This is a genomic window from Acinetobacter sp. ANC_7504 (genome assembly GCF_056779995.1).
In genome coordinates, this window is record NZ_JBWYIZ010000006.1 from 116,111 (window position 1) to 130,301 (window position 14,191).

Annotated in this window: 9 protein-coding genes and 2 tRNA genes; 2 read left to right on the forward strand and 9 right to left on the reverse strand. The window is 41.6% G+C overall.

Translation table 11 applies throughout. The annotated features are described in order from the left end of the window. Positions 1–32: 32 nt before the first annotated feature. Together glyS and glyQ are read right to left on the reverse strand one after the other, a co-directional pair. Positions 33–2,102 carry a glycine--tRNA ligase subunit beta gene (gene glyS / locus AC1M9F_RS08480; protein WP_481597541.1) on the reverse strand — a complete coding sequence of 690 codons (2,070 nt, stop codon included), beginning with the start codon at positions 2,100–2,102 and terminating at the stop codon, positions 33–35. Then, positions 2,102–3,079 carry a glycine--tRNA ligase subunit alpha gene (glyQ, locus tag AC1M9F_RS08485; protein WP_481597542.1) on the reverse strand — a complete coding sequence of 326 codons (978 nt, stop codon included), beginning with the start codon at positions 3,077–3,079 and terminating at the stop codon, positions 2,102–2,104. Before glyQ ends, glyS begins: the two co-directional genes overlap by 1 nt. A gap of 348 nt (positions 3,080–3,427) precedes the next feature. On the opposite strand from glyQ, the gene AC1M9F_RS08490 reads away from it, so the two are divergent. Then, positions 3,428–4,654: a hypothetical protein gene (locus AC1M9F_RS08490; protein WP_481597543.1), complete on the forward strand. Its 1,227-nt coding sequence runs from the start codon at positions 3,428–3,430 to the stop codon at positions 4,652–4,654. A gap of 75 nt (positions 4,655–4,729) precedes the next feature. On the opposite strand, the gene AC1M9F_RS08495 is transcribed toward AC1M9F_RS08490, so the two are convergent. The 3 genes from AC1M9F_RS08495 to AC1M9F_RS08505 form a co-directional block, all read right to left on the reverse strand. After that, entirely contained in the window at positions 4,730–6,139 is a 1,410-nt protein-coding gene (locus AC1M9F_RS08495; protein ID WP_481597544.1) for an SLC13 family permease, read from the reverse strand. A 97-nt stretch (positions 6,140–6,236) separates the two neighbouring features. Then, complete coding sequence (locus tag AC1M9F_RS08500; RefSeq protein ID WP_481592236.1) at positions 6,237–7,019, reverse strand: sulfite exporter TauE/SafE family protein; 783 nt, start codon at positions 7,017–7,019, stop codon at positions 6,237–6,239. 147 nt (positions 7,020–7,166) lie between these two features. After that, a complete protein-coding gene (locus tag AC1M9F_RS08505; protein ID WP_179998741.1) occupies positions 7,167–7,430 on the reverse strand; it encodes a PspC domain-containing protein in 264 nt (87 codons plus the stop codon). 270 nt (positions 7,431–7,700) lie between these two features. Here AC1M9F_RS08505 and AC1M9F_RS08510 point away from each other — a divergent pair, with 270 nt between their 5' ends. Next, positions 7,701–8,312, forward strand: coding sequence for a hypothetical protein (locus AC1M9F_RS08510; RefSeq protein WP_481588637.1), 612 nt, complete (start codon positions 7,701–7,703; stop codon positions 8,310–8,312). Positions 8,313–8,403: 91 nt separating this feature from the next. On the opposite strand, the gene AC1M9F_RS08515 is transcribed toward AC1M9F_RS08510, so the two are convergent. The 4 genes from AC1M9F_RS08515 to AC1M9F_RS08530 form a co-directional block, all read right to left on the reverse strand. After that, a tRNA-Lys gene (locus tag AC1M9F_RS08515) sits at positions 8,404–8,479 on the reverse strand. A gap of 19 nt (positions 8,480–8,498) precedes the next feature. Next, positions 8,499–8,574 (reverse strand) — tRNA-Lys (locus tag AC1M9F_RS08520). Positions 8,575–8,704: 130 nt separating this feature from the next. Continuing rightward, the gene (locus AC1M9F_RS08525) at positions 8,705–10,546 is read right to left on the reverse strand and encodes a long-chain-acyl-CoA synthetase (protein ID WP_481588638.1); all 1,842 of its coding nucleotides are present in this window, start codon (positions 10,544–10,546) and stop codon (positions 8,705–8,707) included. A gap of 205 nt (positions 10,547–10,751) precedes the next feature. Beyond that, on the reverse strand, positions 10,752–14,129 hold the full coding sequence (locus AC1M9F_RS08530; protein WP_481597563.1) for an Rne/Rng family ribonuclease: 3,378 nt from the start codon (positions 14,127–14,129) through the stop codon (positions 10,752–10,754). Positions 14,130–14,191 lie beyond the last annotated feature (62 nt).

Below are 14,191 nucleotides of genomic sequence, written 5' to 3' on the forward strand. Positions count from 1 at the left end.
TAGCAGGGTTTTAAGCTTATTTCAAATTCAACTTAGTGCTGTAACACCGAAATATCAGCCACTTTCGTAAACAAATCACGAAGCTGTGCAAGCATACGTAAACGGTTTGCTTTTAATTCAGCATCATCTGCCATCACCATTACACCGTCAAAGAATGCATCGACTGGCGCACGAAGTGCAGCAAGTGCAGACAACGCAGCAGTGTAGTCTTTCGCAGCAAATAATGGCTCAACCACAGGCGTGATTTTCGCAAGTTCAGCGAACAATGCTTTCTCAGCATCTTCAACCAAGTTTGCTTCAACCACTTGACCTTCAGGCGCAGCTTCTTTTGCAAGAATGTTGGCAACACGCTTGTTTGCAGCAGCAAGCGCAGCCGCTTCAGGCAATGCACGGAAGTGATTTACCGCATTTACACGCTTATCAAAATCAAGTGGTGATTTTGGTGACAACGCTTGAACCGCTTGAATCACATCTACAGCTACGCCTTGGTCTTCGTATTTCGCACGGTAACGACCTTCAAGGAATGCAACAGCATCATTTAGCGTCTTATCATGATCTTTCAATACATCGCCATAAGCAGCAAGTGCAAGTTTGATCAAATCTTCAATCGATACATCAAGCTCGTTTTCAGTCACAAGACGTAAGATACCAATTGCAGAACGACGTAGTGCAAACGGGTCTTTAGAACCTGTCGGCGCTTGACCAATACCAAAAATACCTGTGAGCGTATCTAAACGATCCGCAAGAGCAATCGTTGTACCTGTTTTAGTTTTTGGTAAAACGTCACCTGCAAATTTAGGTAAGTATTGCTCACCTAAAGACTCAGCCACTTCATCATTTTCGCCTTCAAGACGTGCGTAGTAAGTTCCCGCGATGCCTTGAAGTTCTGGGAATTCGCCCACAAGTTCAGAAGTTAAATCGCATTTTGCAAGAAGTGCCGCTTTTTCAGCATCTTCCGCTTTTGCACCTGTAATTGGCGCTAAAGCAACAGCGAGTTTTGCAATACGTGTCGATTTGTCCCAAAGCGTACCCAATTCTGCTTGGAAGACCATGTTTGCAAGTTTCTCTTTACGAGATGCAAGCGGTTGTTTTTGGTCTTGTAAGAAGAAGAATTCAGCATCTGACAAACGTGGACGAACAACTTTTTCGTTACCTTCAATAATTTGTGTCGGGTCTTTCGACTCAATGTTTGACACAGTAATGAAGTACGGTTGAAGTTTATTATCGCTGTTCACTAAGCAGAAGTACTTTTGGTTGTCCTGCATCGTCGTAATCAATGCTTCTTGAGGAACCGCAAGGAAGCGTTCTTCAAAACTTGCACGAAGTGCAACAGGCCATTCTACAAGTGCAGTTACTTCATCACGAAGATCCGCAGGCACAATTGCAATGGCATTGACTTCATCAGCCAATGCTTTAACTTGACTATCAATGATTGCTTGACGCTCTTCAAAAGATGCCACAACGTAAGCTGCTTTAAGCTTGCTTAAGTATTCGTCAGCGTGAGTCAACGTGATTGCTTCAGGTGCATGGAAACGATGACCAAACGTTACGTTACCTGCTTTGTGATCTTGAATGATTGCATCAACAACGTCGTTGTCTTTAAGCAATACCACCCATTTTACAGGACGTACGAACTCAGTACGGCTTGCCGCAGAACGCATACGTTTCGCAATTGGAAGATTGTCCAATGCATTTTGTAAAATTTGTGGAAGTAAAGCATCGAGGCTTTGACCTTTCACGTCTTTTAAGTAGCAAACTTTTTCGACTTTACCCGCTTGAAAAATCGAGATTTGATCAACCGTGATGCCTTGACCACGCATAAAGCCCTCTAAAGCTTTAGTCGGGTTACCATCAGCATCAAATGCAGCTTGTTTCGCAGGGCCATCAAAACGTTTTTGCGTGTCCGCTTGCGCGCCATCAACGTTTACGATTTTAAGGGCAAGACGACGTGGTGCTGCATAGGCTTCGATCGAGTCGAATGCAAGACCTGCATCTTTTAAGCCTTTTACAGTTTCAGCTTGCAGTGCATCACGTAATTTTTTAAGGCTTTTTGGTGGTAGTTCTTCACAACCTAATTCGAACAAAACGGTATGTTTAGACATTATTTGCTCTCCTCAGATTTTGCTTCTGCTTCAACTTGTGCCTTTAACTGTGCCAATACTTCATCACGTAGAGCTGGTTCTGCCATTGGGAAACCAAGTTCCGCACGTGCAGCCACATAAGCATTTGCAATTGAACGCGCCAATGTACGTACACGTAAAATATAACGCTGACGTTCAGTCACAGAAATCGCGCCACGTGCATCGAGTAAGTTAAAGCTATGCGACGCTTTAACCACTTGCTCATACGCAGGAAGTGGAAGTTTTGCTTCGATTAAACGTGTTGCTTGAGTTTCATAGAAGTCGAAGAGTTCAAACAGTTTATCAACAGGTGCGTATTCAAAATTATAAGTGGATTGTTCAACTTCATTTTGATGGAATACATCACCATAAGTCACTGTACCAAACTGACCTTTCGTCCAAACTAAATCGTAAACTGAGTCTACACCTTGCAAGTACATTGCAAGACGCTCTAAACCGTAAGTGATTTCTCCAGTAACAGGGTAGCACTCAACACCACCGACTTGTTGGAAGTAAGTGAACTGCGTCACTTCCATGCCGTTTAACCATACTTCCCAACCTAAGCCCCACGCGCCAAGCGTTGGAGATTCCCAATTGTCTTCTACAAAACGAATGTCGTGTACCAACGGATCAATTCCGATCGCTTTAAGCGAGTCAAGATACAACTGTTGGATGTTGTCTGGGTTTGGCTTAAGTACCACTTGGAATTGGTAGTAATGTTGCAAACGGTTTGGGTTTTCACCATAACGACCGTCTTTCGGACGACGTGAAGGTTGAACGTATGCAGCGTTCCAAGTTTCAGGCCCTAATGCGCGTAGGAAAGTTGCAGTGTGGAATGTACCTGCACCCATTTCCATGTCGTAAGGTTGTAACACGACGCAGCCTTGCTCCGCCCAGTAGTTTTGTAAGGCAAGAATTAAGCCTTGGAAAGTATCAATATGCGATATGGCGCGACTCATGGTCTTCCACTTAAAATTAGAGAAAAATTGCGCTCAATTATAAGGACTTTAGCAGGGAGTGGCAAAGGTTAGTCCATAAATTTGTGCGGCCAACTCAATTGCTAAAAAGTTTGCATACTTGGAGCAGAAAGACATCTGTAGTGTTCTTTCCTAGATGTCGAAGTTTTTAATCAGATGGCATGAAATAAACCTCAGTTGATTTCATTTTTACTTTAACTTTTGGCGTCTCATTGGGAATACTCCATCGGAGATAATGAATAAATCTTTGAATCTCTGTATCACTATGTTATAAATGTTATGTTATAACATTTCAAATGTAATGTATTGTCATAATAAGAGATGATCTCCATGAAAAACCAATTACCAAAGATCAGCATTTTGCTTTCAGCTATTTTACTGACAGCATGTGGTGGTAGCGATAACAACAAATCAAATCAGAATAATCCGCCTGAAAAACCAACAACAGTGGTGAATCAAGAGGGGAGACTTTTGATCATCAATGATCAAGTCGATCGACCAGAATTGAGTTTATTCGATTTAGAACAGCAAAAAGTCATCGATGTTAAACAACTGAAGACGATGCCATTTGCGTTACATAGCAGTCCAAGTACACGTTATGGCATCTTGATGGATCGAGTTGGTGGCACTGTTAATTTTTATGACAGCGGTTTAAGTGATAAGGGAACTGCTGCGCCTCAGTTATTGAACTTCCAACTCAATGGTGCTGCACCTACGCATTATCGGAATTTTAATGGGCAGGCTGCTATTTTTTATGATGGTAGCGAGACTGAAACATCAAAATTTGATGTATTTACAGATGCAGGAATCGCTTCAAAAAATGTGGCATCACAAAAGCTGCCATTTAAACATCATGGCGTAGCTGAACCGTTGGGTGAGTATGTATTGAGTTCATATTCAGGATCAGGCGAAACATTAGCAAGTGTGGTGAGAAATTACGAACTGCATGGTGATCATTTCCATGGTCAAAATAATTTACAAAATACGTGTCCAGGTTTGCACGGAGCCTCATCGGTTAAAGGTTATAGTGCATTTGGCTGTGAAGACGGCGTGTTACTTGTCGAGCATGGTGTTGCAGGTCTTTTTAAAGACTCGAAGATTAAGTTGGACGTTCGTATTGGTACAGTCGTTGGCCAAGCCAATGCGAAAGAGCTAGTTGGATTGGCATCCGCTACACCTGATTTATTCATTATCAATGGTGCAAATAAGCTGATTCAACAAATTCCATGGACTGAGAAAGATACCAATGTGAAACGTCTTCAACAGACGTATAGCCAATCTGGCGATTATTTCGTGATACTCGATTCATTGGGGCAATTGGTGATTTTAGATACTGAGTCTTGGATAGTGAAACATCGTATTCAAGTGATTGAGCAAGGTTCAGAAGCGATCGCGAAGGCAGCGCTGATTGCGCATGGTCAGCAAGATCGTGTTTTCATCAATAATGTGGTGACGAAACAGATTCATGAGATTGATTTGAAATCCGCCAAGATTGAACGCAGTATCAAGCTAGATGCCGTACCACAAAAATTCACTTGGTTGGGTGTTGCAAAATAAATAAAAGACTGGTTTTGAATCGACAAGAAAAAAGCACGATACCGTGCTTTTTTCTTTTTTGAACATTTATTTAGATCAGATAAAGAACCAATAGATAAATAGTGAAACAATGAAAATACACATAATATTCAGGACGAATCCGACTTTCATCATTTCAGACTGTTGAATATGTCCGGTACCAAATACGATGGCATTTGGTGGTGTCGCAACAGGAAGCATAAATGCACAAGAAGCACCAATGCCGATCACAATAACTAAAATTTCCTTGGGCATACCCATTTGATCGGCAATCGCTGCAAAGACTGGTACTAACAGTGCAGCAGATGCAGTGTTACTGGTGAATTCAGTCAAGAAGATAATGAACGTAGCAACGACGAAAATAATGAGGAGTGGGGAGGCATCACCAAAGGCATTGGCTAGGGTTTGACCAAGCACCAATGAACTGCCTGAATCTTTTAAAATTGCACTGAGGGTTAAACCACCGCCAAATAAAAATAAAACGCCCCAATCCGTATTTTCAGCGACTTGTTTCCATGTTGCAGTACCGATAATCACGACCAAGCATGCTGCTAACACAGCAATCCAGGTATCAGGTTGAGTGATACCAAAAGTATCGGTGAGCTTTTTACTGAAGATCCAAGCGATAGCTGTGCAGACAAACAATATCATTGTTGCAATTCGAGTTCCTGTCCAAGGGATATCCTCAGTCACAAATTGGACTTTATGGTTGAGCTTAGGTCTAAGTACCAGATAGAGACTCAAGAGCATGGCAGGTAAAATGAGCAGCATCATCGGTAAACCGATTTTCATCCAATCTGCAAAATCATAGTCTAAAGCCTTAGCCGCGATTGCATTTGGTGGAGAGCCAACCATGGTCCCTAAGCCACCAATACTTGCAGAATAGGCAATACCTAACAGGATAAAAACAAATGTTTTTCGATCTCGACTGACATCTAAATGTGAAAGTAAACCAAGGGCAAGTGGAAGCATCATTGCTGCAGTCGCCGTATTTGAAATCCACATAGATAAAAGTGCTGTTACAGCAAAAATCGCTATTACAGAGATGCCGAGATGACCACCAGACATAGAGATGATCCACATCGCAATTTTTTTATCCAGCTTTTGAATATGCAAAGCGGTCGCCAATGCGAAGCCACCAAAAAATAAAAAAATCACAGGATCTGCAAATGTAGCTAATGCCGCTTGTGTTGTGATTGGTATAAGCTCATCGCCTTTAGCCATAGGCATCGCGAGAAGAACCGCGAGTACGGGTACCAATAGGGCGGTAATCGTGATATGGATGGCCTCAGTCAGCCATAAAATGCCGATAAAGCAAAGTAATGCCAACCCTTTATTGGCGTTTTCATCATAGGGTAAGACTTGATAGAGTCCATAAGAAATAAAAGCGGCGATCAGTATCAACACCCAACCTTTGATCAGCCCTTTTGGCATCATGTTGGTCGGGGTCGCGAGTTGTTCCGTCATATTCGCTCCTTTTGAATATCGCTATAGGTTTTATAGTTGCATGTATTAAACTTCTTAATTCTGAAGAATGAATATCCTTATCACTTTTCAAAATATACTATTTAAACAATGAAATCGATTGTTCTAATAAATTATAGCTTTGCCACAGGGCTTGAATACCGAGCAAAAGTAATAGGATCAATACTGTATTTTTAAAAAACTGTTGAGAGATGTGTTGCCTGATCCGTCCTCCGATCCATACCCCAAATATTGCAAAAACACAGATCAACATGACTAAAAGTTGTTGATGCTCATCAATATTGACCAAAATTGGGTAAAGTAGAAGGAGTTGTATCAATTTGCTGGCGATAAAGCTTAAATTACTCACGATCACAATATCGGTTTTACTCAGCTGACAGCTGAGTAAATACATCATTAGAAATGGTGCCATTGCATTGGTAGCACCACCGATAATGCCTGCTAACAGACCGAATATCAGCATATTGAGCACTGACGGGCTGACGGTGAATGAATGTTGTCGTAATTGATCAATCACATACAGTACCATCACCATGCCAAGTAAAAGCTTTAAATAACCTTCATTGAGCCACAATAAAAGTTTCACCCCAAGCAGACTGCCAACTAAGCTACTTAGAATAAGGGGAAAAAATCTTATGCTGTAGTGTTGAATGCTCTGCCATATTGAATACTGAGGGTGAGCAGTTAGCAGAATTAAATTTAAAATGAGACAGGGAAGAATGACCAAAGTGACAGCGAGGCTGAGCGGGAGTTGAGTAGAGAGTACAGCGGTACTCATCATGGGAAAGCCGAAACCGCTCAGGCCATGTAATAATGCGGCCAGTGCGCATAGCCACAATACCATCCACTCCGACTGTGCCATTGATTGTCCATATTTATTGTTTTGTTCAAGTTAGCGCTATTTTGAGAAAGATGCAAAATGAGAATAAAAAAAACACGATAATTGGGGGAAATTATCGTGTTGAAAAACTCACCCGAGGTTGTGTGGGTGATTGAGGGTAAACTCAAGTTAAAGCGGAGATCTGTCCTGATGTACAGTGCGCATTGGACGATCATAAGTATTTGAATGTTCGTGCTGAACTTTATTTTTTGGCATCACTAACCAAAGCACTAAGTACACTAAAATTCCTGGAAATGCAGCGCTCATCACTGACACTAGAACAAAAATAATTCGTAATAAATTCGCATTCCAACCAAAACGTTCAGCAATACCGCCCATCACACCAGCAATCATGTTAGAGCGGTTTGAGCGATATAAACCAACATTGGCCATTGAGTTCTCCTTTAGAACCTAAAATAGTCATGAAATAGACTTCGCAATTTTTCTTTAACGTTTGTCTATACATTTTATATGGAGAATAATTTTTAGTTTTAAAGGAGATTATTCAAAAAATATCGTAATTTTATGTAATGAAAAAGATAAAACCTTGATGTGGTATAGGTTCTGCATAAATAGTCAGATCAGTCTAATACTTGTATATCCCTATTTTATAAGGATAATATTTTTATACATCGCAATTTATGAAATGGCTCAAGATATAAAATGATGAATTTAAATTTTAAAGTTCATTCAATCTCAATGTTCAGCATTATCGCCATCATGAATATTGCACTTGCGGCATGTAGCCAGAATGAATCGCCACATATTGAACACATCAACCAAATTCAGGAGTCGCATACGCCTGAGTCTTCTAACTCATTAACGAATGTCGCAGGTAAGGCACGGCCTCCAGTTCAAGAGAATGCGGATACAACACCGCAGTCTGTTGCTAAAGAATGGCAGAAATTTGTAGGTCGCTACCAAACCACCATGCAATGTGATGATGGCTTTGCTCGTTGTGATAAGGGTGAAGCTGAGTTTATTATCAATTTATTGGCTGATGGCACAGCTCATCGTATTTTTATGCATCGTGGTAAGGTTGAATTTACAACGCAACGTCAATATCGCCAAGATCGTTGGTTGTATGATCCGCATCACCATCAAATCATTATTTTGAGAGAGAGTGGGGTTCAGTTTTTTTACGATTTGGATGAGCAGGGTAATATGGTCATGGATCTTGATAAAATTGCCAATGCAACGGAAGTGAACCAAACTTTCTTTAAAGACAATCCGCTTCCGTCACGTGCATATACTTTGCAACGTCAAAAGCTTTGAAGATATAAGAATTGATCCTCTATGAGGGTAGCTTGTATTATATTGCAGGCAATAAAAAAGCCTTTCAAGATGAAAGGCTTTTTTAAGAATCTGGTGGGTCGTCCGCGACTCGAACGCGGGACCAACGGATTAAAAGTCCGCTGCTCTACCAACTGAGCTAACGACCCATAGGGGTTTCAAAATAAGTGGTGGGTCGTCCGCGACTCGAACGCGGGACCAACGGATTAAAAGTCCGCTGCTCTACCAACTGAGCTAACGACCCATCTCGTTTTGATGTTGCGTATTTTAGCAAGTTATTTGAGTAGCGCAAGTAAAAAATATAAAACTTTGTTACGTTTGGCTAGAAATGACACAATTTCGTGTTTTCTAGCCAAAAAACAATCGATTTTAGCTTAAAAACGATATTTATACTGCTCAATATTTTTCAGAATCTCTTCATTTAAATCGCAATATGCATCTTCATTTGGTAATAAAACCAAAATACGATCTGAAGTTTTGTCTGGAAAATAAGCTTCTTCCTTTAACTTACTCTTTTGATATTTAAATGTTCCTGTGGTTTCGAGTGTTTTCTGTACACGTAAGAACACTGGAACCGCATAGCTTGGCAAAGACTTCTTAAAGAACTGAGCCATATCGGATAAATCTTGCTCATTTAGTTCAGCACCTTCTGCTAAAGTGATGGCTGCCATACCTGCACGACCGTTAGTATTTGGAATCTCAACGCCGTATACCACTGCTTCTGTGATCTTTTCATAATCACTACAAATATTTTCAACTTCAGTTGTAGAGACATTCTCACCTTTCCAGCGGAAGGTATCACCGAGACGGTCAACAAATTGAGCATGGCGGCACCCGATATCTCGCACGAGGTCACCTGTGATGAAATAAGAATCTCCTTTGGTAAAAACATCATGCATGATCGAGGATTTATTCTTTTCTGGATCGGTATAACCATCAAATGGCGAGCGATTGGTAATTTTACCAATCAATAAGCCTGTTTCACCTTTTTTGACTTTAATACAATGACCTTTTGCATCACGAATAGGGGCTTCCTTTTCCTTGTCATATTGGATGATGGCATAAGGAATAGGAGAGAAACCTACGGTATTATCGAAGTTTAAAATATTGGAAAAGCCGACATTACCTTCACTTGAAGCATAAAGTTCGAGCACTTCTTCAATGCCAAAGCGATTTTTAAATTTATCCCAAATATTTGGACGCATGCCGTTACCAATCATCTTGGTGACGCGATGATTGCGATCTTGGTGTGATTCAGGTGCATCTAGAAGATAGCGACATAGCTCACCAACATAGCCAATTGCTGAAGCATTAAATTTTTGAACATCTTTCCAAAAAGAAGAGGTTGAGAACTTACGACGAATCGCTAGTGTCGAACTACCAGCAATTACACCACACCAGCACACCACCATGCCTGTAGCATGATAAAGCGGTAAAGTGACATACATAACGTCATCTTTATTTAGATTGAGGACATGACCATATGTGCCATACGCTAACATCCAACGACTATTGGTAAAGACTACGGCTTTTGGTAAACCTGTTGTGCCAGACGTATAGATGTAGAATAAGCCGTCAGCACCAGTCACCTTATGTGTTTCAGCTAGATTATCTTTAGATTCAGATAAAATTTCTTGTGCAAGATTATGATAGCCTTCAGGTGCTTGACCAGCATTTTGGCGTGTATTTTGATCAGCAAACCAATAGAGCTTATCTTTTGCGACAGTCAGTTGTTCGCGTACTTCATCGACAGCTTCACGGCATTCTTCACCGACAATTACGCCGATTGGTTTAACCAAATTAATACTATGGGTAAGTACCTTACCTGTTTGAGACGTATTGACGAGCGCTGAAACAACCCCAATTTTTGCAAGACCAATGACGGTGGCAATAAGTTCACTACGGTTTTCAACAATGACCGCAATCACATCACCTTTTTTTGCACCCTTAGCGATGTAGTAGTGTGCAATTTGGTTTGCCCAATCATTTAGTTGTTGGTAGGTATATTTCTGATCTTCACATAACAGCGCAATACCTTGAGGATTTTTTTGCGCTGCACGCTCAAAAGCGAGGGCAAGACCTGCTGGCGTTTTAGGGGTACGTAAATAAGCCTGTTTGAGCCCGACAAGAATATTTGGCAACTTCGTGACCAAATGTGGGAGTCGTGCTGCTACGTCTTTGATTCCAATGAGATCGTTTTGATAAGTCTGGCTCATACTGGTCCTATTTTTTGTGATATTCCGTTTAGTCTTTAATTTTTCGCAAGTTTTTTACTTGGTTTTGTCACTGAATATCTTATCCATTTTGAAAAATTGATCAATTCTGAACAGGATTTTTCAGTCAAAACTTCAAAGACCATAACAAAAAAACCTAGCCACCGTAATGACTAGGTTTGTCAAAAGCTAATGTAGTTTAAGCAAATTACTCAGCTGATGGGGTTGCTTTTTTTGGTGGGCGACCACGAGGGCGACGCGGACGAACAGGTTTGTCTTCTTCCTGCTGTTCTGCATCATCCTTATCTGCTTCAGCTTGTGCAGATTTATCCTCAGCACTTACGGCAACTTCCGCCACTTCAACTTTCGCAGTTTCTGCTTCTGTAGACGCAACTTCAGTTGATTCTGAAGATTTTTCTTCAGGTTGCTGTTGTGAAGAAGTTTGAACTTTTTCTTCAGTCTTCACTTCAGATTGAGTCAATTCAGCTGTCTGTGTTGCTGTTTCTTGATGTGCAACTTCAGATGTTGCATCAGCTGCTTGTGGAGCATCCGTAACAGGTGCTTCAACTTTCACGGCTTCTTGTGCTGCAACTTCTTCAAGGCGCGCTTGTTTTGCTTGCTCTGCTGCAAGTTTTGCAAGACGACGACGCTCACGTGGATCGTTTGCAACACGCTTATCAGACACTGGTTTTGGAGGTGTTAAGTCCAACACAGGTGCAGGCTCTTTTTCAGCTGGAGCTTGTTGAACAGCGACATCACGTGTTACTGGTTTTTTCTCAGTAGCAGGTTCAGCAGATTGAGTATTTAAACTCGCTGCATACTGTTCAGTGAACTTTTGCAATGCGCGATTGAAGGTTGGAATTAATCCAAACTGCTCAATCAATACAGAGCAATCCGCACCATAAACATGTTGAATTAAGCTTAAAACCGTATGTTGTGCTAAAGCTGGCACTTGTGAAGGGCGAAGCTTCGGCGCATCTGATTTTGCTTTCTGGTCATGTTGATGCTTGTTACGACGACGTTGACGTGGGTCGTTACTTGCACGTTGTGGTGCTTGTTGAGGTTTAACCTCAGCTTCAATGACAGGTTCATCAACCGTAATTTCCACTTGAGGTGCTGACACTTCAGCGTCTGTCACAACAGGTGCTGGAGCAGTTGCTACAGGTGCTGCTACTTCAGGCGTTAATGCAACAATCTCACTTTGTGCTTGATCAACATTAACCACTAACGCTGTTTTAAGCTCATCATTACGAGGTACATCAATTAAATCAACTTTAACTTGAGCTTCTGGAGCAACAGGTGCTGAAGATTGCTCTTGATTTAATACACTTTGATCGCGGTGACGATTTGGACGATTTGGACGTTGTGCATTACGGTCTCGACGTGGCACAGCTTGTTCAGTTTGTGCTTCGAAAGCTGTCTCGTTTTGTTGAGGGCGCTTTTGATGACGTTTCTGATCACGCTGTTCTTGGCGTTGCTCATGACGGTTTTCATTGCGTGACTCATGACGATTGTCTTGACGTTGTTCATGGCGAGGTGCCTGTACAACTTCTTCAATCACATGTTGATCTGCGTTAACTTCGCGTGTGTCACGTTGCTTATTGCGATTTTTCTTGTTATGACGTTGTGGACGCTCGTCTTTTTCAGCTTGACGTTCTTGGTCGCGTGTATCATTTTTCGCAACAGGCGTATGTGAAATATACGCATTTGTTTCAACTGGTGCAGATGCTTCAATTGCCACAGGTGTTACAGGTGCAATTTGACCGAATTGCCCACGACTTACGGCACCACCGTTCACCATTTGTTCAATTGCAGCCGCTGCAGAGTTAGCCGTACGCGATTGATCAATCGTACTTGCTTGTTTTTGAACAAACAGATTTTCTAACCATGCGCATGGGCTAGTTGCTGGAGCAGCTACTGCTGGGGCAGTTTTTTGCGCTACCGCAGGTTGTGTAGCATTTTGGTTATTTTTATGACGCTTATTGCCTTTTTCCTGCGTTACAGGGGCATGCGTAGGTGGAGCTGTATGCTCTTCTTCTAAGTGCCATTCTGAAGACTCATAACCCAACTCTTTTTCACTAGAACGAGTCGCTTCAGTACGTTCATAGCTGGTTGGTGCAAAGCCTTCAGGATTATACGAGATTTCGTAATGTGGCGTTTCTAAATGCGGGTGAGGGAGTACAGTCACACGTACATTTGAAGTTTGCTCCAAATATACGAGGCTATGACGTTTTTCATTGAGAAGGAATGCTGCAATTTCAACAGGAACTTCTACTTGAACTTCACCTTGACGCTCACGAAGTGCAATTTCTTCAACTTTACGCATGATTGAAAGTGAAAGAGAACGCAAGTCACGAACCATACCTGTGCCATGACAACGTGGACATACATAGCCAGTCGCTTCTTCTAAAGAAGGGCGTAAACGTTGGCGACTCATTTCCATTAAGCCGAAACGAGACAATTGACCGAACTGGATACGTGCACGATCACTTTGAGTTGATTCACGCAGTTTCGCTTCAACCATACGTTGATTGCGTTCTTTGGTCATATCAATGAAGTCAATCACGACCAGACCACCGATATCACGTAAGCGAAGTTGGCGAGCGATCTCTTCTGCTGCTTCTAAGTTAGTACTAAGCGCAGTTTCCTCTACATCGTGACCACGAGTAGATTTTGCAGAGTTAATATCGATCGAAACCAATGCTTCTGTTTGGTCAATGACAATTGAACCACCAGAAGGAAGCTTAACTTCACGCTCGTAAGCTGTTTGAATTTGACTTTCGATACCAAAATGAGCAAATAAAGGCTCATTCAAAGTATATGTTTTTAACTTGTCTAATTGGTTCGGCATCACGGCTTTAACAAAGTTATAGGCTTCGTTATAAGCTTGTTCAGAATCAATTAAAATTTCTGCAACATCATCACGTAAATAGTCGCGAATTGCACGAGTAACTACACCAGCTTCCTGATGAACCAACATTGGAGAAGGTCCAGAATTTGCTGTACTTTGGATGCGTGCCCAAAGATCGAGAAGGTGCTGAAGATCAAGTTGCAGCTCTTCTTGTGAGCGACCAATCCCTGCAGTACGTACAATCACGCTCATACCACGAGGTACATTTAAAGACGCCAACATTTCTTTCAATTCTTCACGAACTGAACCAGAAATTTGACGACTAATACCACCACCTTTCGGGTTGTTTGGCATTAAGACCAAGTAACGACCAGCAAGGGAAATAAAAGTTGAGAGAGCAGCGCCTTTGTTGCCACGTTCCTCTTTTTCAACTTGAACTAAAAGCTCAGTACCTTCAGTGATTAACTCACGAATGTTTGAAGTTTGACGAGGGTCAGCTTTGTAATATGAGTTTGCGATTTCACGCATTGAAAGGAAGCCTTGACGGCCTGCACCATATTCTACAAACACAGCTTCAAGAGATGGCTCAACGCGAGTCACATGACCTTTGTAGATATTGGCTTTCTTTTGTTCACGAGTACGATTTTCTAAATCGAAATCGTAAAGACGGTGACCAGTGATGAGTGCAACGCGAACTTCTTCGGCATGTGTTGCATTGATCAACATACGTTTCATGGGTGTAACACCTAATAGTGATACACAAGCAAAAACATCGCGATTTACGTAGCGAACATCAA

Excerpts from the sequence above, each read along its gene's own strand:
- glyS (WP_481597541.1), bottom strand. The coding sequence starts at position 2,102 with ATGTCTAAACATACCGTTTTGTTCGAATTAGGTTGTGAAGAACTACCA.
- glyQ (WP_481597542.1), bottom strand. The coding sequence starts at position 3,079 with ATGAGTCGCGCCATATCGCATATTGATACTTTCCAAGGCTTAATTCTT.
- AC1M9F_RS08490 (WP_481597543.1), top strand. The coding sequence starts at position 3,428 with ATGAAAAACCAATTACCAAAGATCAGCATTTTGCTTTCAGCTATTTTA.
- AC1M9F_RS08495 (WP_481597544.1), bottom strand. The coding sequence starts at position 6,139 with ATGACGGAACAACTCGCGACCCCGACCAACATGATGCCAAAAGGGCTG.
- AC1M9F_RS08500 (WP_481592236.1), bottom strand. The coding sequence starts at position 7,019 with ATGGCACAGTCGGAGTGGATGGTATTGTGGCTATGCGCACTGGCCGCA.
- AC1M9F_RS08505 (WP_179998741.1), bottom strand. The coding sequence starts at position 7,430 with ATGGCCAATGTTGGTTTATATCGCTCAAACCGCTCTAACATGATTGCT.
- AC1M9F_RS08510 (WP_481588637.1), top strand. The coding sequence starts at position 7,701 with ATGATGAATTTAAATTTTAAAGTTCATTCAATCTCAATGTTCAGCATT.
- AC1M9F_RS08525 (WP_481588638.1), bottom strand. The coding sequence starts at position 10,546 with ATGAGCCAGACTTATCAAAACGATCTCATTGGAATCAAAGACGTAGCA.
- AC1M9F_RS08530 (WP_481597563.1), bottom strand. The coding sequence starts at position 14,129 with ATGAAACGTATGTTGATCAATGCAACACATGCCGAAGAAGTTCGCGTT.